A 17,684-nucleotide genomic window follows, 5' to 3' on the forward strand; every position below is an offset into this window, starting at 1 on the left:
CTACTGTTTTGGGGCACTGACAGGTTGTTGCGGCTGTTGCTGCTGCGCCTTCCAGCGCTCGATATTGCGTTGCAGCGCGGCTTCTGTCAGTCCGGACGCGGGCAATTCTGTCATCTTTTTGGCCAGCTGTCCGCGCAACCACGGATCGTTGCAGGCCGAGTTGTGGGAAACCGCGAGGAACAGCCCCGGGCGGTCGATGGGTTGCTCGAACGCCAGCAGATCATTGGCCATGCCCAATGCCTGCGCGGCGGCCATGCCCGAGTAGCGGCCGGCCAGTACATATTCCACTTCGCCGAGGAGCAATTTCTGCAGGGCCTGGGTGAGGTTGGCTGTCTTGGTCAGGGTCAGATTCTGCTCGGCAAAAGTGCCAAATCCTTGCGTCATTCGAGACTTTTCCGACAGCGCGCCGGCGTGACCGTGCAGGTCTTTCGCTTCGCTGTAAACCAGTGTCGAGCCTTTGCGCGTCCACACCAGGTAGTCGTTCTCCAGCAGCGGCGGATAGATGTAGTCGAGGTTTTCCAGCTCGTTGAAGGTCAGTGGCGCGTCAGCGAGCATGTCCATGCGGCCGCTGCGCACCTCATCGACAGCTTGCGAGCGTTTGCCGGCGTAGAGCAGCTCGACTTTGATGCCAAGATCTTTGGCGACTTGTTGCAACAGGTCGGCACTGGCGCCGATCAACTGCTTGGGATTTTGCGGGTCCTGCCACAGGTACGGAGGCGCGTCGGGGCTGCCGGTGACAACGAGGCGCTCGCACTTGCCAGCGGCCATGGCCAAACCGGGCAACAGGGCCAAACCCAACAACCATCCGCAGCGCAGATCCATGGCAAAACGCTCCCACTCAAATCCGAGACAAAAAAAAGCCCGACCAACAGGCCGGGCTCTTTATAAGTGAAGCCGCTGGATTAGACCAGCTTCTCGAACTCAGGAACTGCTTCGAACAGATCCGCCACGAGACCGTAATCGGCCACCTGGAAGATCGGCGCTTCTTCGTCCTTGTTGATCGCAACGATCACTTTGGAGTCTTTCATACCGGCCAGATGCTGGATCGCGCCGGAGATACCGACGGCGATGTACAGCTGTGGCGCAACGATTTTGCCGGTCTGACCGACCTGCATATCGTTCGGTACGAAACCTGCGTCAACCGCGGCGCGCGAAGCACCGACAGCAGCGCCCAGCTTGTCGGCCAGGGCGTACAGGTGTTTGAAGTTGTCGCCGTTCTGCATGCCGCGGCCGCCGGAAACGACGATCTTGGCAGCGGTCAGTTCTGGACGATCGGACTTGGCCAGTTCTTCGCCAACGAAGCTCGAAGTGCCCGCGTCGTGTGCAGCGCCAACGGCTTCAACAGCAGCCGAGCCACCTTCAGCAGCAACCGGGTCGAAACCGGTGGCACGCACGGTGATCACTTTGATCGCGGCGGTCGACTGTACGGTAGCGATAGCGTTACCGGCGTAGATCGGGCGCTTGAAGGTGTCAGCGCTTTCTACCGAGATGATCTCGGAGATCTGGTCAACGTCCAGCTGCGCAGCAACGCGCGGCAGGATGTTTTTGCCGTTGGAAGTGGCGGCAGCCAGGATGTGGCTGTAACCAGCGCCCAACTCAGCAACCAATGGCGCAACGTTTTCCGGCAGCTGATGCGCGTAAGCCGCGTTGTCAGCGTTCAGAACTTTGCTCACGCCTGCGATTTTCGCAGCGGCTTCAGCCACGGCGCCAGCGCCTTGGCCAGCAACCAGAACGTGGATGTCGCCGCCGATTTTGGCAGCAGCAGCCACGGTGTTCAGTGTGGCCGGGGCCAGCACTTTGTTGTCGTGTTCAGCAATAACCAAGATAGTCATTTAGATTACCTTCGCTTCGTTCTTGAGTTTTTCAACCAGTTCAGCCACCGACTTGACCTTGATGCCAGCGCTGCGTGCAGCCGGCGCTTCGACTTTCAGGGTCTTGTTGGTGGAGGCGGTGGAAACGCCCAAAGCGTCCGGAGTCAGCACTTCGAGAGGCTTCTTCTTGGCTTTCATGATGTTTGGCAGGGACGCATAGCGCGGCTCGTTCAAACGCAGGTCGGTGGTGACGATGGCCGGCAGTTTCAGGGAAACCGTCTGCGCGCCGCCGTCGATTTCGCGAGTCACGGCAACGCTGTCGCCCGAGACTTCGACTTTCGAGGCGAACGTGCCCTGACCGTAGCCGCTCAGTGCAGCGAGCATCTGGCCGGTCTGGTTGTTGTCGCTGTCGATGGCCTGCTTGCCGAGGATCACCAGCTGCGGCTGTTCCTTGTCGACCACAGCCTTGAGCAGCTTGGCCACGGCGAGCGAGGTCAGATCTTCAGCGGATTCGACGAGGATGGCACGGTCGGCACCCAGAGCCAGTGCGGTACGCAGCTGCTCCTGAGCGGTGGTCGGGCCGATGGAGACGACGACGATTTCAGTCGCAACACCTTTCTCTTTCAGGCGTACGGCTTCTTCCACTGCGATTTCGCAGAACGGGTTCATCGACATCTTGACGTTGGCGAGATCGACGCCGGAATTGTCCGCCTTGACGCGGACCTTGACGTTGTAATCCACAACGCGTTTGACAGCTACAAGAACCTTCATGGATTCCTCGTTACTCTCCGGTGAAAAGAAAGTCGCCTAGGCGAACCTGGCGGTTGATGCTCATCAGGCTAAAAGGGCACCTCTAAAAACGCCGACTCGGGTGTCTGGTGGCTGCACGGTATGAAGACCTGCGACCGTTCGTCAGGGGCGACCGACGAGTCATGGATCTTCACGCTGTGTAAACTGCGCGCCGGACTGCGCCGCGCATCACCTTTTATTGCCTGTGCCCTGTCTTTAGAGGTGCTCTTGAAACCGCCAGTCTGCCTACGACGAGCGCAAAACCGCCCGTATCTTGACCGGAACGCCTATTCCGGTCAATACAGCAAAATGACCATTCATAAGCCGCGCTTCTTTGATTTCTCTGGGCTGGAGCCAATTCAAACAAACGTTTGTATTGGACGCTCGGAGTGGTGTAGATATAATGCGCCGCCTAGAGAGAAAGGTGGTTTGCCCATTATTACCCTTGACGTTAACGTAAAGGCAATAACGGATGCGACACCGAACCTCCAAATTAGAAAAAAAACTGTGAGCCTTGAGTAGGAGATAGCCTGTGGAACGCGAATACATGGAATTCGACGTGGTCATCGTCGGTGCCGGCCCCGCTGGCCTGTCCGCCGCCTGCCGTCTGAAGCAGAAGGCCGCCGAAGCCGGTAAGGAAATCAGCGTCTGCGTGGTCGAAAAAGGCTCCGAAGTCGGCGCACACATCCTGTCCGGCGCCGTGTTCGAACCACGCGCTCTGAACGAACTGTTCCCGGACTGGAAAGAACTCGGCGCCCCGCTGAACACGCCCGTCACCCGCGACGATATTTTCGTGCTGAAAAACGCCGAAAGCGCACAAAAAATTCCAGACCTCTTTGTGCCCAAGACCATGCACAACGAAGGCAACTACATCATTTCCCTCGGCAACCTGTGCCGCTGGCTGGCCCAACAGGCGGAGAACCTCGGCGTAGAAATCTACCCAGGCTTCGCCGCTCAGGAAGCGCTGATCGACGAACAAGGCGTGGTTCGCGGGATCATCACCGGTGATCTCGGCGTCGACCGCGAAGGCAACCCGAAAGAAGGCCTGTACACCCCGGGCATGGAACTGCGTGGCAAATACACGCTGTTCGCCGAGGGCTGCCGTGGCCACATCGGCAAGCAACTGATCAAACGCTACAACCTCGACAGCGATGCCGACGCTCAGCATTACGGCATCGGCCTGAAAGAAATCTGGGAAATTGATCCGGCCAAACACCAGCCAGGCCTGGTAGTGCACACCGCCGGTTGGCCGCTGGACATCATGGGCACCGAGAACACCGGCGGCTCGTTCCTCTATCACCTGGAAAACAACCAGGTGGTGGTCGGCCTGATCGTCGATCTGTCCTACAGCAACACGTACCTGTCGCCGTTCGACGAGTTCCAGCGCCTCAAGCATCACCCGGTGCTGGCGCAGTACCTGGAAGGCGGCAAGCGCATCAGCTACGGCGCTCGTGCGATCTGCAAAGGTGGCCTGAACTCGCTGCCGAAAATGGTCTTCAAGGGCGGCGCGCTGATCGGTTGCGACCTCGGCACCCTGAACTTCGCCAAGATCAAAGGCAGCCACACCGCGATGAAGTCCGGCATGCTCGCCGCGGAATCGGTGGCTGACGCACTGTTCACTGAAAAGGACGGCACTGAAGAACTGACCACTTATGTGGACGCGTTCAAGAAGAGCTGGCTCTACGACGAACTGTTTGCCAGCCGCAACTTCGGCCCGGCGATTCACAAGTTCGGCGCTATCGTCGGCGGCGGTTTCAACTGGCTGGATCAGAACATATTCGGCGGCAAACTGCCGTTCACCCTGCACGACACCAAGCCGGATTACGCTTGCCTCAAGCTCGCGGCCGACTGCAAGAAGATCGACTATCCGAAGCCTGACGGCAAACTCAGCTTCGACAAACTCAGCTCGGTGTTCATCTCCGGTACCAACCATGAAGAAGAACAGCCTTGCCACCTGAAGCTGAAAGACCCGAGCATCCCGATCAGCAAGAACCTGCCACTGTACGACGAACCGGCGCAGCGCTACTGCCCGGCCGGCGTGTACGAAGTGATCACCAAGGAAGACGGCGAGAAGCGCTTCCAGATCAACGCCCAGAACTGCGTGCACTGCAAGACTTGTGACATCAAGGACCCTTCGCAGAACATCACCTGGGTCACGCCGGAAGGCGCTGGCGGCCCGACTTATCCGAATATGTAAGTCGAACCGCTGAACATCAAGGCTCCCGAACCGGGGGCCTTTTTGTTGCCCGCAATTCCGCTAGCAACACAAATCCCTGTGGGAGCTGGCTTGCCAGCGATGGGGCCGTGTCAAACGACATCACGGCAAACTGAACCACTGCTATCGCTGGCAAGCCAGCTCCCACAGGGAGTGTGTAAATCCTCAGGCAGCGCGTTCGTCGCCCGGGCTACGCTCGAAATAGCGCTTATATTCGCGACTGAACTGCGACGTACTCTGATACCCCACCCGATGCGCCACCTGCGCCACGCCCAAGCCCTCCGCCACCAGCAACGTCTGCGCCTTCAACAACCGCAAACGCTTCAAATACTGCACCGGCGACAACAACGTACTGCGCTTGAAATGCTCATGAAAGGTCGACACGCTCATGTTCGCGCAACCGGCCAATGTCTCGACATTCAATGGCTCGGTGTAATGCGCATGCAGATGACTGATCGACGCCGCCACCCGCGCAAACTGCCCCTGCTGCTCGACCAACGCGCGCAACACATCGGCCTGCGGCCCGCGCAACGCGACAAACAACAATTCCCTTACCCTCGCCGGCCCGAGAATCTGGCATTCCAGCGGATCGTGCAGGCAGCTCAGCAAGCGCTCGACACAACCGCGCATGTCATCGTCGAGCACCACCGAAGTCATCGACTCCGGCGTCTGCGCCGGAATATGCCGCCCCGGCGCCAGCCCCATGGCCAACACCAGCTCACCGAGCAACACCCGATCAATCGCCACTGACACCCCGAGCAACGGCGCATCCGGCAAGGCAAACGTCTCGCATTCGAACGGCACCGGCAGTGCCTGAATCAGGTAATGCCCAGCGCCGTACTCCATGGTGCGCGGCCCGAGAAACGCCAGTTTGCTGCCCTGGGCGATGATCATCAGGCTCGGCTCATAAATGTGCGGGCCACGGGCGACGTCGCAACTGGCACGCAACACTTGCACACCGGGCAACCCGGTCGGGGAATAACCATCGCGCAGCGCCAGCGGTTCGATCAGCGAAACCAGCCGGGCATTGGCATCAAGATGACGGGTTAATTGCATCAAAGCTCTTCACTGAAAATGGAGCGAAAAAAGGGATGCAAGCATCATCGCAGATCCTTTTGCCAATGCGACCGATCAAACCCGCATGCCGGAGGATTAGGCATGAGACCCGGAGGAATCGTCATGGCCGACCGGTCAGTCAGCGCCCAGAATGCGCCGCCTCACTTGTTCCTGCTTTTGCGAGGTTTCACATGTACACCGCCATCGGCTATGCCGCCCAATCGGCCACCACGCCCCTCGCCCCGATGAAATTCGAACGCCGCAGCCCGCGCGCCGACGACGTCGCGATCGAGATCCTCTACTGCGGCGTTTGCCACTCCGACATCCACCAGGCGCGCAACGAATGGGGCATCGCCGTTTACCCGCTGATGCCTGGCCACGAGATCGTCGGAAAAGTCACCGCGATCGGTGCGAATGTCACCCAGCACAAAGTAGGCGATCTGGTCGGGGTTGGCTGCATGGTCGACTCGTGCCGCACTTGCGAAGCCTGCCAGTCGAACCTTGAGCAATACTGCCTCGAAGGCCCGACCATGACCTACGCCACCCCGGATCGGGTCGATGGCAGCAACACCATGGGCGGCTATTCGGACAGCATCGTCGTCAGCGAGCACTTCGTGGTGCGCATCCCGGAGAAACTGGCTTTGGCCAGCGCTGCGCCAATCCTTTGCGCCGGCATCACCACCTACTCGCCGCTCAAGCACTACGGCGTCAAGGCCGGCGACAAGGTCGGGATTCTCGGCATGGGCGGTCTGGGCCACATGGGCATCAAGTTCGCCAAGGCCATGGGCGCGGAAGTGACGCTGTTCACCCGCTCGGCGAGCAAGGCAGAAGAAGGTCGTCGTCAGGGTGCCGATCACGTGATCGTGTCCACCGACGCCGAGCAGATGAAAGCCGCTGCCGGTTACTTCGACTTCCTGCTCGATACCATCCCGGTGCAGCACGATCTGAATCCGTACCTCGACACCCTGCGTTTCGACGGTGTGCACATTCTGGTCGGTCTGATCGAGCCGGTTGATCCACCGGTACACGCCGGCAAACTGGTGATGAGCCGTCGCGTTTTGGCTGGCTCGTTGATCGGTGGCGTCGCCGAAACCCAGGAAGTGCTGGATTTCTGCGCCGAACACAACATCACCTGCGACATCGAAATGCTCGACATCCGCCAGATCAACGAGGCTTACGCGCGCATGATCGCCGGTGACGTGAAGTACCGTTTCGTAATCGACATGGCGACGCTCAAGGTTTAAACCTTCAAGCCAAGCTCTGCCGAGAGCCGGGCTGTGACCCCTTTGATCAGGGGAATCAGCTCGGCCATTTTTTCCAGCGGCATGTATGGCACGGTGCTGGCAATACTGATCGCCGCAACAATGCCTTTGCTCGCATCGCGAATCGGCGCCGCCACACAGCGGATCGACGGTTCGTTGTCTTCCAGATCGAACGCGTAGCCACCGGCGACGTACTCGGTCATGCGCTGTTCGAGCTGTTCCCACGACTGCTGGGGATGCTGAGGCCAGAACTGACTTTTCCCACCCGCCGGCAGGCTGATGTCGTACAGCCGCTGCCAATCTTTCGGCGAGTCATCGAGCATCAACGCCTTGCCAATCCCGGTGCGCGCCAGCGGCATGCGATGGCCGACCCGCGAACGCATTTCCGGGCCATTACGTCCCGGGTTCTTCAGCAGATACAGCACTTCATCGCCTTCACGAATGCCCAAGTGCACGGTGTCACCGGTCAGCGCCGACAACTCGTCCAGATACGGCGCAGCCAGGGTCACCAGCGGCAATTCTTCGCGGGCCTGAAAACCCAGTTCAATCAGCTTCGGCCCGAGCAGGTAACCGACTTGCGGCACCACGCGCAGGTAACGCTCATCAACCAGGCAACTGGCCAGACGATGGGTGGTGCTGCGTGTGGTGCCGATCAGCCGGGCAATTTCCTTGAGATCGCGGGCGCCACTGGCCACCGCTTGCACCACACCCAGGCCGCGCAACAGTGTTTGCGTGCCGGTGGGCGCGGCGTCCTTGGTTTTTTCCGGAGCGTCTTCCTGCATATCCAGCCTTTACCGTTGAGCGAGGGAACGGGCGGCATTATGGTCGCCCGACGCAGACCACTACAACTCGATACGCTCGACCTTGCCAACCAGCAGCACGTAGGACAAAGCACCGATCAATGCGAGAACCGCGATATAGGTGATCGCCGGCGCGAACGAATCGCCGCTGGCGAGGAAGCCGATGACGATCGGCGTGGCAATCGCCGACAGGTTGCCGATGAAGTTGAACACCCCGCCGGTCAGCCCGAGCAAGCGTGCCGGCGCCAAGGTCGATACCAGCGACCAGGTGATCGAGGCCAGACCGTTGCCGAAGAACGCCAGCGCCAGAAAGGCAATCACCAAAGGCGTCGACTCAACGAAGTTGGCGCCGATGATCGACGTAGAAATCAGCAGCCCGCCAATGATCGGCAACTTGCGCGCAAAGCCGACGGTGTAGCCGCGACGGATCAAAAAGTCGGAAAAGAACCCCGAGCACAACACGCCAACGAACGCTGCGAGAAAGGGCAGCGACGCCAACAGGCCAGACTTGATGAAGTCCATGCCGCGATATTTCACCAGGTAGGTCGGGAACCACGTCAGGAAGAACCACAGCGTCGAGTTCAGGCAGAACTGGCCGAGGTAAATGCCCCACAACTTGCGCTTGGTCAGAACGATGCCGAGATCGGTCCAGCTGAATTTGGCTTTGACCTTGGCCGATTCCTGCTGAATATCAACCAGACCACCGCCCTCGCGTATCAGGTCGATTTCGGCTTCGTTGGCGCCTTTGAAATCCCGTGGCTCGCGATACACCGCGTACCAGATTGCTGCCCAGATGATGCCCACCGCGCCGGTTGCAACGAACACCATGTGCCAACCGAATTCGTGTTGCAGCCAGGCCAGCACCGGGGTCAGGAATGCCAGACCGACGAATTGCCCGGAGGTGTAGAAACCGATGGCCGTGGCGCGTTCACGCTCGGGGAACCAGGTTGTTACAACGCGGCTATTGATGGGATAGGCCGGTGCTTCCAGCGCGCCGACCGCCATGCGCAGCACGAACAGCGCGATGAAACTGGCGGCGAAACCCAGCATCACCGTGGCAATAGACCACAGCAGCAGCGCGACGCTATAAAGGATGCGCGGCGGCACGCGATCGACCAGCCAGCCGCCGGGGATCTGCATGGCGGCGTAAGTCCAGCCGAACGCGGAGAAAATCAGGCCGACGTGAATCGGATCGATGCCCAGCTCACTGGTCAGCGCTGGCGCGGCAATCGACAGGTTGCTGCGGTCGAGGTAGTTGATGACCACGGTGATAAACAGCAACACCATGATGAAAAACCGCTTGCGGCTGGGCGTGACTAAAGACGCCTGCCCGGTGAGGGTTTGCGGTTGCATGGGGAGAGCCTCTTTTTATGTTTATTGAGGTCGGCCTGAGGCCTGATCGTTCCCACGCTCCGAGTGGGAATGCAGCCCGGGACGCTCTGCGTCCCAAAAGCGGACGCAGAGCGTCCATTGAGGCATTCCCACGCAGAGCGTGGGAACGATCTCATCGGGTGTGTCAGGCAGGAATCACCACTCGGCAAAGCTGCCATCGGCATGGCGCCAGATCGGGTTGCGCCAGCGATGGCCGACCGCCGCACGCTCGATCACGTACTCCTCGTTGATCTCGATGCCCAACCCCGGCCCGTTCGGAATCTTCACGAAGCCTTTGTCGTAATCGAACACCCGCGGATCTTTCACGTAGTCGAGCAAGTCGTTGCTCTCGTTGTAATGGATGCCCAGGCTTTGCTCCTGGATAAACGCGTTGTAACAAACCGCGTCCAGTTGCAAACACGCTGCCAGCGCAATCGGCCCCAGCGGGCAATGCAGCGCCAGCGCGACGTCGTAGGCTTCGGCCATGTTGGCGATCTTGCGGGTTTCGGTGATGCCGCCGGCGTGGGAAGCATCCGGCTGAATGATGTCGACGTAACCTTCGCTCAACACGCGTTTAAAGTCCCAACGCGAGAACAGCCGCTCGCCGAGGGCAATCGGCGTGCTGGTCAGCGGCGCCAGTTCTTTCAGCGCTTCGTAGTTTTCGCTGAGCACCGGCTCTTCGATAAACATCAGCTTGTACGGATCGAGCTCCTTCATCAGCACCTTGGCCATCGGCTTGTGCACGCGGCCATGGAAGTCGACGCCGATGCCGACGTTCGGCCCGACCGCATCACGCACGGCGGCGACGTTGGCCAGCGCCAGATCAACTTTTTCAAAGGTATCGAGGAATTGCAGCTCTTCGGTGCCGTTCATTTTCACCGCAGTGAAACCACGGCTCACCGCCTCTTTCGCCGCACACGCGGTGTCGGCCGGGCGATCGCCGCCGATCCACGAATACACGCGAATCTTGTCGCGCACCTGACCACCGAGCAGATCACTCACCGACACCCCAAGCGCCTTGCCCTTGATGTCCCACAGCGCCTGGTCGATACCGGCCAACGCGCTCATGTGAATCGCGCCGCCACGGTAGAAACCGCCGCGATACAGCACGGTCCAGATGTCTTCGATGTTGCGTGGGTCTTTGCCGATCAGGTAGTCGGACAATTCTTCGACGGCGGCGGCGACGGTGTGCGCGCGGCCTTCGACCACAGGCTCGCCCCAACCGGTCACGCCCTCGTCGGTTTCGATCTTGAGGAAGCACCAGCGCGGCGGAACGATGAAGGTCGTGAGTTTGGTGATTTTCATCTCTGCTCTCTTTTGTAAATGCAGCTCTTATTAGATGCAGCGCACGCAGCGCCAAAAAAGTCTTAGCGAAGGGCCTTCCACGCGGCCACGTAGGCCTTGGCATTCACCGCCACTTGCTCCGGGGTCATGCCCGGTTTGAACAGGCCGGAACCGAGGCCGAACCCTTTCACGCCAGCGTCGATGAACGCCTGCATGTTGTCCGGGGTGATGCCGCCGACCGGCGCCAGCACCGTCCCGGACGGCAACACCGCGAGCCAGGCTTTGACGACCGCCGGCCCCATCTGCTCGGCCGGGAACAGCTTGAGAATGTCCGCGCCCTCCGCCAGCGCCGCGAACGCTTCCGTTGGCGTGGCAACACCCGGCGACAGAAACAGCCCCGCCGCTTTTGCTGCGCGTAAAACCTTTGCATCGCTGTGCGGCATGACGATCACTTGGCCGCCGGCCTCTTTCACCAACTCAACCTGTTCCGGCGTCAACACCGTGCCAGCACCGATCAGGCAATCGGCGGGCAAGGTCGTACGCAAAATGCGGATACTTTCGTACGGCGAAGGGGAATTGAGCGGTACTTCGATGACGCGAAATCCGGCCGCATACAGGACTTCTCCGACAGCGGCAGCTTCCTGCGGATGCAGGCCACGCAGAATCGCGATCAGACCGTTTTGCGCCAATGCTTGCTTGAGCATGTCAGGCCTCCAGTCAGGGTTAACGGGATGAGGAATCGATCAGTCCAGCGGCCAGCGCCAGTTGCCACAGTCCACGCTCGGTGGCCTGCTCGGCCAGCGTCACATTGGCGAAACCACAGGCATCGAGGGCGCGGCTGTAGCGCGCACAGAGTTGCGCGTTGCCAATCAGGATGATCGAAGGAAGATTGAGATTGTTACGGCGACGGCGTTGCGCGCCAGCCAGTGCTGCCAGTTCATGGCCGATCATCAGGCCGGACAGATAATCCGCCTGCGCCGTCTGGCTCAGTTCGCCGGTCAGGCCCAGGGTTCGGGCGCTGAACAAGGTTGACAGCACGCCGAGCTCACCGTCCGCCGACTGCGCGATCTGCACACCGCGGTCAAACGCCTGAGCATCGAACACCGCGCCTTGCTTCAGGGTACGGCCGAGGATGCTGTGCTCACTGAGCACGGCGAACACTTCGCCGGTCATGAACGTGTCGAAATGAGTGATGCAGCCATCGACCACGTCCACCCATTTCGAGTGACTGCCCGGCAGCCCGATCAGCAGATCAGCGCCCGCCTCGACCGGCAGATTCTGCAGGACGCCGAGCACTTGGGTCTCCTCGCCGCGCATCACATTCGGCAAGTTCGAACGCTGAATCACGCCCGGCACGATATGCACCCGCGTGCCGCGCAGACTGACAATTGTTTGTAGGGAGTTTCCGAGATTGGCGACGTTTGCCGGCGTCTCGCAGTAGGCCGCTTCGCGCCAGCCCTGCGCACTGCCGACCATGCCGCAGGCAATCACCGGCAGATCCGGCTGCGCATCGAGCCAGTCGCCGCACGCGTCGTCGAAGGCCAATTCAAAACCATCGGCGCATTCGCGACCGTTGATGATTCGCGGGGTCTTGGGCAACTGCATGATCCCGGACGACAGCGCGCGCTGCTCCAGCACCACACCGCCCGCCGCGAGTTTGTAAGCACGTAATGAGGTCGTCCCCCAGTCGAGCGCGATCAATTGCGCCAGCATCGCTTCACCTGTTTTGTTTTTGGCAGTGAGTGCGATGGACTATAGACCTCTCAGACTGGAAATCTCAATATGTAATTTTACATCCCATATTATGGGATATCGTCTATATCACCAACGATCCCAGCCCCTCCTCAAACAGAAACAGCTTAAAAGTTTCAGAATGATCCGAGCCAAACACATGAGTATCCCCCTGAGCGTCACTCAGGCCTTCCTCTTCGCGGCCATCTGGTCGCTTGATCATGTACCTGACATTCGCCTTGGGATGTTGGGTGCGAGTATCGAAAATGCGGAATTTTCCATTCAGAGGTGCAAAAGAGCTCAACAACCCGCTGTAGGGCATGCTGCTGCACGCTCCGCCATGAACAATAATGTTCCCGCCGTGGTAGCGTTTATCTGTAATGCATATCTGTTCAAACATCAACCACGATAATGGCTGTACTTCTGGCGGTAGAATTACATATTCCGGCGCGGTAATTTCATGCTGAACTTCTTTTATGACCCGAGAGATCGGGATATACGTAATCTTTGAATAGCAAGCATTGTAGAACGTAGCAATAGTTGTCGTCCGGCAAGGTATAGTCCTGCCCTTTCAACATTGAAAGCAGTTTTTCCTTTCTGATGAACAAAGAACTAGCACCTTGATCAACATCCTCCTCAAATCCGACTTGCACGTTAAACTCATAACGGCGGTCACCTTCAACGGTGCGAACTTCATCAACGACACCATTAACGGTATAACGAGTGTGATGCAGAATTGAAAAATCGACATCACCATCAAGTGAACAGATCAGCCACGTACCGACCTGCGCACTATCCCGTGCGCGTCGTACAAGTTAACCAAGTCTCTGTCGGACCTAAAGCGCAGATTGTATCGACCCGCGTCATATTCGATTGATGTAAATTCAATCCTTGGCGCTGGCACATGCAACTGCATACAAGAGGAACACAAAACAAATAAAACAACCAATAGTAACCTAGCCATTACCGCTCCCACACACTTCAAACACAGCATCTTTTACATCCAACTCAACGATCACTCACTGCCTGAAGAATTTCCACCACCGGCACATACATCACATTGGAAAAATAAGTGTCCATCATCGTAGCACTGGCCATAAACTTGCACGGGATTTCAGCCTTGTACTGCAGAATACGTTTGATCTCTATAGGCGTTAAATCTGTCTCACTAGAGCCATTGGCATCGGATTCACTAAAAGTAAGCCGCGAAATGAAATCAAGATCTGAGCCTGCCCGATTTCGCGAAACCGAGCCATTAACAAACCACTTCATTCTGTGGCCCACTTCAAAATTAAAGTCGTCCCCCAACGCACAAATAAACCTAACGCCAACCAATGACTTGTAGGGGCCAAGAATATTGATATCCGACGAAAAATAAAGATCGTACAACACTGTTTCACCCACTCTCTCAATCTTGGAAAACTCAAGATTAGCGGGCGGTTTATCCTGCTTTAGAGTACAGCCCGCAAGCATCACTCCGAGAACCAACAAAAACACTCTAAAGCCACTCATATTTCGCCTCGATAGTATTTATTCAGCGAATTTATCATGTAATGCAAGGCAGACTTTCCATCAGCCAAAACGGTAGTAAACATCACCGCAGCCTTGTCGTGATTGACATCCATTATGCTATTTACGTTAGGCCCACTTTCCAACACCCACTGTTCACCAACACCCGCAACCCAGTCGGACACATTGGATTCTGACGACTTGGCCAAGATATTTATCCACAGCCCGGCTTTGGGTCTAGGTGTATCCGGGTAAATATTAGAGATACTTCCCACCAAGGCCCCTTTGCCGACAGGATCGAGCGTCACCAACATCTTCACGGTGTATCCCAAGTCACTCAAAATAGCTGACAAATGCGCTCCATTCCAACCACCGAGACTATGCCCAACGATATAAACAGCATCATTTTTGCACAGCTCCCCTAGCACATTGGCCTGTATATTTTTCTCGCCAATGACCTCGTTATATCCAAGATGATGTGACTTCACGCCCGGAGCGTAGTCGGCCTTCTTCACCGATTCATCAAAAGGCAATCTTGCATAATTGACATTATTTTCCGGCCCAAAACCATAATAACTTTCTTTATCGCCCGCTCCCCCGACAAAGAAAGCTACAGCACGCCGCCTGTACTTGAACTTTTTAACTTCCTCGTCTGTTGGACACGTTAACGCATGGGTTCCAAGGCTCTTTTTGCTGTCATCCGGTGTTGAATTATCCGCTCCCACTTCAATCACTCCGCAAACAATTCGATGGTTTCAGCAAGATGAGAGCTGACGGCATGTGTAAAGCCTGCTGCATCCGTAACGCCGTGTTCTTCACTGCCATCCCCACGTTTGATTGTGTAAGGATGATTGGCAACAGGCTCGCCCGAGAACTCATCAACCAGCTGCATCTTGTCCGTAAAATGCACCGGCATCGGCAGCAATCCGCTAAACGCTGCCCCGCCGCCACTCTGGCCGATAATCACCGTCCCTGAACCACCAACCACGACATTGCCGTGGCCTCCGGTGCTATCGAGCGTGGCCGCGTTCAGGCCGTTGATGAATACGGTGCCGGAAACGGCTCCGGTAATCGGGCTGCCACACGCCGATTTATCGGTCATGCGCGCAGCCGCGAGTCCGTCGAAGAACACGTCGGGCGAGCCGGAGGCGATTGGATTGTTGCCATGGCCTGGCAACGGGCAGGCGGTCGGGTCGGTGACGCGTGCAGCGGGTTTACCACTCAATTCAAAGCTCCTTGCTTCTGGGGTTCCGGGTGCGGCTGGTGGAGATCGACGTCGGTCGCGGCAAAGCGCCAGCGGTTGTCGACGGGATCGAACAGGGCGTGGCAATGCTCACGGCTGTCGGGGGGTGTAGCGAATTGCAGAAGCTGCCAGGCTTCGTCGACCTGCCATGCCAGCTCGGCAGATGTCGCATCGTCGAGTTCGTTGAGCCAAGCGTTGTAGTTGCTAAGGTGATTGCGCTGGTAAGTCGATTGCAGCAGTTCGGCCATCTGTGTGCCGAGGTCCAGATGATGTTCGGCCGTCCACTGACCGATCTCGGAATAGGCGTACCAGCCCATCGGCATCAATCCGCCGTCCTTGAGCAGCGAATGCTCGGCAGGGGCGACGAAACCACAACAAATGTGCAGCGTCAGCCAGCCTTGATGGGCGTCGATAAACGCTGTCGGATCGAAAGTGCGCAGCGGTATCACGCGGTAATCGTCGAGCCCGGCACTGCGCGTCATCAACTCGGCATCGAGGCGTGACACGAACGCACGAATGGCGATTGCGCCCGTACGATTTGTGATGCACAGAATATCGACCGGTTGCCGCTGGGGGTTGTCAGTGGAGCCTGAGTTTTTCACCAGGCCATACAGACGCATTGTCGCCCGTAGTCCGCTCATCGCCGGTCACTCGTTGACGCAGCGAAGGCTCCACGGGCGTGGAGAAGTTGTGCCAGAGGCATTGCAGGTGTCGTCCGTGAGCGCGCAAAAATGGCGCGTAGAATGCCGGACTAGAGCGCTGGCGACAATCGAATTAGTACTGGATTGCCATCATTGTTTTCAGCCCTCGGCAAACTCGCGCAGGACCTTACTATCCATGCGATAGCGCACTCATCCCTGTTCCGAGATTGCGCACTGCCGACCATGCTGAGCTAACCACCGGACAATCCTGCTGCACATCGAGTCAGTCGCCCGCATATCAAGGAGCGGCATCAATCCATTTCGTCGACCGATCAACACTGGTCACGCCCTCTTCAGCGAACACTTTCACGACTTCATAATCTTCTGCGCCAAGGTGATGAGTGTGACCATGCTCGTCAGAAACCCCCGGTTCCTGACGGCCATCCCCGCGCACAATGACGTATGTTGTCAGCGGTTTTGGCGTCAGATCCGACGAGGACACGATGCTCAGAGCCAATCGATACGGTGCAAACGAGGCAAGTAATCCGACGTAGGGCAGGTCGTCGCAAAGGCCAATACGATCGAGTTCGTCATACGGTGTTTCGGCAATGTGTCGCCAGCGCACGATGCAAATCGGGGCCTCTGGCAACAGCGTACGCATGCGATCCTCGGCCAGTAGAGTGACCCGTGGCGGTGCTACCCGCGGACTGCGCACTTGATCAATAAAGCGTGAAGTTGGCAGGTACATGACTTTCGAGTAATACGCCACGAACGGGAACGCCGTAATCACTACCTTGCACGGTATGTATTGCTGCGGTTTGAGCATGCGCACCAGTTCAATCGGCCTGATGTCATTAAAACCATCATTGATGCCGTGATTCTCGACCCTGATATGCGCAAGCATCTCGTACCGCCGATCTCCCTCGATCAGACGCATGGCGCTGACGCGTCCCGACGCCTCCATCTCGATTCGATGTTCGATGGAAAAATCAGCATCGCCATTCAGCGAACAATGAATCGTCGTACTGATCTGGCCTTGCCTGCCGTAATCCTCATACAGATTGATAAGGTTTCGATCTGAGGTGAAACGCAGGTCGTAATAAGAAGAGTTGGCGCGCTGGATTGAAACAAACTCAAGTCTGGCGGGGGGAACGTTCAGGTGCATGCACGCCGTGCAGGATAAAAAACTGCCAATCAGCATCCACTTGAAGATACGCATATTCAACGGTTTACCCCCCGCTCTATCACGAGAATAAATTCGGAACTCGGAATACCGACGGGAGATCCTGTCAATTAACAACAACCCGATCTTGATGCACACAGCAGTTCAAATAATCAGCGCTCACGTGCCGAGCGCCCTTATAAAATCCATGGCCGGGATACGCATAAAATCTGAAAAATAGGTTTTGTATTTCGTTGTATGCACTCTAAAAACGCACACAACCACGTCGCCCACCCTTAAAGCTCTGCGCAATTCATCTCCCGCAAGAATACGTTGTGTACCCCGCACAGCTCCGGTCTCTCGAAAAATGACCCGGGAGATATAATTTCCTTTCGAAGCGTTTCCGCTCAACTCAACGATGCCGCTGCCGTAGCGTTTCTGGTAATGGCCAATCGAAAAATCCGCATCGCCGTCCAAGGCACAGACCAGCTCTTGGCCGATCCTGGATTGGAACAATGTCAAAAGGTCCGTATCACTTGAAAACCGTACGAAAAACGAACTTGCGCTCGGCGTCATTGCAACACTTTCGAAGTCAAGCTTCGCTATTGGCCTGCCGTGATTCGAAGTACATGAACTGCAAAGCAAAAAGACGAGCGCTATATACCAGTGCATTGCCGCCCGCAGTGTGCTCATCGCCGGTCACTCGTTGACGCAGCGAAGGCTCCACGGGCGTGGAGAAGGGGTGCCTGAAGCATTGCAGGTGTCATCCATGAGCGCGCAAAAATGGCGCGTAGAATGCCGGACTGGCAA

The 17,684-nt window shown here is 57.5% G+C and carries 17 protein-coding genes; 2 read left to right on the top strand and 15 right to left on the bottom strand.

Translation table 11 applies throughout. The features are described 5' to 3' along the window. From ACQ4MY_RS27245 to ACQ4MY_RS27255, 3 genes are all read right to left on the bottom strand, one after another. Complete coding sequence (locus ACQ4MY_RS27245; RefSeq protein ID WP_440097062.1) at nucleotides 1–822, bottom strand: substrate-binding periplasmic protein; 822 nt, start codon at nucleotides 820–822, stop codon at nucleotides 1–3. Between the two features lie 80 nt (nucleotides 823–902). Then, nucleotides 903–1,832 (bottom strand): electron transfer flavoprotein subunit alpha/FixB family protein, encoded by a 930-nt coding sequence (locus ACQ4MY_RS27250; RefSeq protein WP_440097063.1) that lies wholly within the window; start codon nucleotides 1,830–1,832, stop codon nucleotides 903–905. Next, nucleotides 1,833–2,582, bottom strand: a complete 750-nt coding sequence (locus tag ACQ4MY_RS27255; protein WP_007908338.1) for an electron transfer flavoprotein subunit beta/FixA family protein — start codon at nucleotides 2,580–2,582, stop codon at nucleotides 1,833–1,835. Nucleotides 2,583–3,132: 550 nt separating this feature from the next. On the opposite strand from ACQ4MY_RS27255, the gene ACQ4MY_RS27260 reads away from it, so the two are divergent. Continuing rightward, nucleotides 3,133–4,797: an electron transfer flavoprotein-ubiquinone oxidoreductase gene (locus tag ACQ4MY_RS27260; RefSeq protein WP_440097065.1), complete on the top strand. Its 1,665-nt coding sequence runs from the start codon at nucleotides 3,133–3,135 to the stop codon at nucleotides 4,795–4,797. A gap of 183 nt (nucleotides 4,798–4,980) precedes the next feature. Here the strand turns inward: ACQ4MY_RS27260 and ACQ4MY_RS27265 are convergent, their stop codons facing one another. After that, a complete protein-coding gene (locus ACQ4MY_RS27265) occupies nucleotides 4,981–5,871 on the bottom strand; it encodes an AraC family transcriptional regulator (protein WP_008085522.1) in 891 nt (296 codons plus the stop codon). A 191-nt stretch (nucleotides 5,872–6,062) separates the two neighbouring features. On the opposite strand from ACQ4MY_RS27265, the gene ACQ4MY_RS27270 reads away from it, so the two are divergent. Further along, entirely contained in the window at nucleotides 6,063–7,115 is a 1,053-nt protein-coding gene (locus ACQ4MY_RS27270) for an NAD(P)-dependent alcohol dehydrogenase (protein WP_141127034.1), read from the top strand. Here ACQ4MY_RS27270 and ACQ4MY_RS27275 read toward each other — a convergent pair. The 11 genes from ACQ4MY_RS27275 to ACQ4MY_RS27325 all read right to left on the bottom strand — a co-directional run bounded on the left by ACQ4MY_RS27275 (nucleotide 7,112) and on the right by ACQ4MY_RS27325 (nucleotide 17,567). Then, a complete protein-coding gene (locus ACQ4MY_RS27275) occupies nucleotides 7,112–7,915 on the bottom strand; it encodes an IclR family transcriptional regulator (RefSeq protein ID WP_008085521.1) in 804 nt (267 codons plus the stop codon). The genes ACQ4MY_RS27270 and ACQ4MY_RS27275 overlap by 4 nt on opposite strands. 60 nt (nucleotides 7,916–7,975) lie before the next feature. Further along, complete coding sequence (locus tag ACQ4MY_RS27280) at nucleotides 7,976–9,286, bottom strand: MFS transporter (RefSeq protein ID WP_008085520.1); 1,311 nt, start codon at nucleotides 9,284–9,286, stop codon at nucleotides 7,976–7,978. A 174-nt stretch (nucleotides 9,287–9,460) separates the two neighbouring features. Continuing rightward, nucleotides 9,461–10,609: a galactonate dehydratase gene (dgoD, locus tag ACQ4MY_RS27285; RefSeq protein ID WP_440097067.1), complete on the bottom strand. Its 1,149-nt coding sequence runs from the start codon at nucleotides 10,607–10,609 to the stop codon at nucleotides 9,461–9,463. A 62-nt stretch (nucleotides 10,610–10,671) separates the two neighbouring features. Beyond that, on the bottom strand, nucleotides 10,672–11,292 hold the full coding sequence (locus ACQ4MY_RS27290) for a 2-dehydro-3-deoxy-6-phosphogalactonate aldolase (protein ID WP_397482913.1): 621 nt from the start codon (nucleotides 11,290–11,292) through the stop codon (nucleotides 10,672–10,674). A gap of 19 nt (nucleotides 11,293–11,311) precedes the next feature. Further along, a complete protein-coding gene (locus tag ACQ4MY_RS27295) occupies nucleotides 11,312–12,301 on the bottom strand; it encodes a 2-dehydro-3-deoxygalactonokinase (protein ID WP_440097068.1) in 990 nt (329 codons plus the stop codon). A 1,026-nt stretch (nucleotides 12,302–13,327) separates the two neighbouring features. Then, nucleotides 13,328–13,831 carry a hypothetical protein gene (locus ACQ4MY_RS27300; protein ID WP_008085512.1) on the bottom strand — a complete coding sequence of 168 codons (504 nt, stop codon included), beginning with the start codon at nucleotides 13,829–13,831 and terminating at the stop codon, nucleotides 13,328–13,330. After that, on the bottom strand, nucleotides 13,828–14,562 hold the full coding sequence (locus ACQ4MY_RS27305) for an alpha/beta hydrolase (RefSeq protein WP_238552725.1): 735 nt from the start codon (nucleotides 14,560–14,562) through the stop codon (nucleotides 13,828–13,830). Before ACQ4MY_RS27305 ends, ACQ4MY_RS27300 begins: the two co-directional genes overlap by 4 nt. Continuing rightward, nucleotides 14,559–15,053 (bottom strand): PAAR domain-containing protein, encoded by a 495-nt coding sequence (locus tag ACQ4MY_RS27310; protein ID WP_008085510.1) that lies wholly within the window; start codon nucleotides 15,051–15,053, stop codon nucleotides 14,559–14,561. The genes ACQ4MY_RS27305 and ACQ4MY_RS27310 overlap by 4 nt, the downstream gene beginning before the upstream one ends. Then, nucleotides 15,050–15,712, bottom strand: a complete 663-nt coding sequence (locus tag ACQ4MY_RS27315; RefSeq protein WP_008085509.1) for a hypothetical protein — start codon at nucleotides 15,710–15,712, stop codon at nucleotides 15,050–15,052. Before ACQ4MY_RS27315 ends, ACQ4MY_RS27310 begins: the two co-directional genes overlap by 4 nt. A gap of 298 nt (nucleotides 15,713–16,010) precedes the next feature. Continuing rightward, nucleotides 16,011–16,937: a hypothetical protein gene (locus tag ACQ4MY_RS27320; RefSeq protein WP_440097069.1), complete on the bottom strand. Its 927-nt coding sequence runs from the start codon at nucleotides 16,935–16,937 to the stop codon at nucleotides 16,011–16,013. A 117-nt stretch (nucleotides 16,938–17,054) separates the two neighbouring features. Then, the gene (locus ACQ4MY_RS27325; RefSeq protein WP_440097071.1) at nucleotides 17,055–17,567 is read right to left on the bottom strand and encodes a hypothetical protein; all 513 of its coding nucleotides are present in this window, start codon (nucleotides 17,565–17,567) and stop codon (nucleotides 17,055–17,057) included. Nucleotides 17,568–17,684: the final 117 nt, after the last annotated feature.

It is taken from the genome of Pseudomonas sp. SM4 (assembly GCF_051913165.1).
Classification (GTDB): Bacteria; Pseudomonadota; Gammaproteobacteria; order Pseudomonadales; family Pseudomonadaceae; genus Aquipseudomonas.

Bases quoted from the DNA above. Each gene is read 5' to 3' on its own strand.
- ACQ4MY_RS27275 (WP_008085521.1), bottom strand. From the start codon at position 7,915: ATGCAGGAAGACGCTCCGGAAAAAACCAAGGACGCCGCGCCCACCGGC.
- ACQ4MY_RS27290 (WP_397482913.1), bottom strand. From the start codon at position 11,292: ATGCTCAAGCAAGCATTGGCGCAAAACGGTCTGATCGCGATTCTGCGT.
- ACQ4MY_RS27295 (WP_440097068.1), bottom strand. From the start codon at position 12,301: ATGCTGGCGCAATTGATCGCGCTCGACTGGGGGACGACCTCATTACGT.
- ACQ4MY_RS27255 (WP_007908338.1), bottom strand. From the start codon at position 2,582: ATGAAGGTTCTTGTAGCTGTCAAACGCGTTGTGGATTACAACGTCAAG.
- ACQ4MY_RS27315 (WP_008085509.1), bottom strand. From the start codon at position 15,712: ATGAGCGGACTACGGGCGACAATGCGTCTGTATGGCCTGGTGAAAAAC.
- ACQ4MY_RS27270 (WP_141127034.1), top strand. From the start codon at position 6,063: ATGTACACCGCCATCGGCTATGCCGCCCAATCGGCCACCACGCCCCTC.
- ACQ4MY_RS27245 (WP_440097062.1), bottom strand. From the start codon at position 822: ATGGATCTGCGCTGCGGATGGTTGTTGGGTTTGGCCCTGTTGCCCGGT.
- dgoD (WP_440097067.1), bottom strand. From the start codon at position 10,609: ATGAAAATCACCAAACTCACGACCTTCATCGTTCCGCCGCGCTGGTGC.
- ACQ4MY_RS27280 (WP_008085520.1), bottom strand. From the start codon at position 9,286: ATGCAACCGCAAACCCTCACCGGGCAGGCGTCTTTAGTCACGCCCAGC.
- ACQ4MY_RS27300 (WP_008085512.1), bottom strand. From the start codon at position 13,831: ATGAGTGGCTTTAGAGTGTTTTTGTTGGTTCTCGGAGTGATGCTTGCG.
- ACQ4MY_RS27250 (WP_440097063.1), bottom strand. From the start codon at position 1,832: ATGACTATCTTGGTTATTGCTGAACACGACAACAAAGTGCTGGCCCCG.
- ACQ4MY_RS27265 (WP_008085522.1), bottom strand. From the start codon at position 5,871: ATGCAATTAACCCGTCATCTTGATGCCAATGCCCGGCTGGTTTCGCTG.
- ACQ4MY_RS27325 (WP_440097071.1), bottom strand. From the start codon at position 17,567: ATGAGCACACTGCGGGCGGCAATGCACTGGTATATAGCGCTCGTCTTT.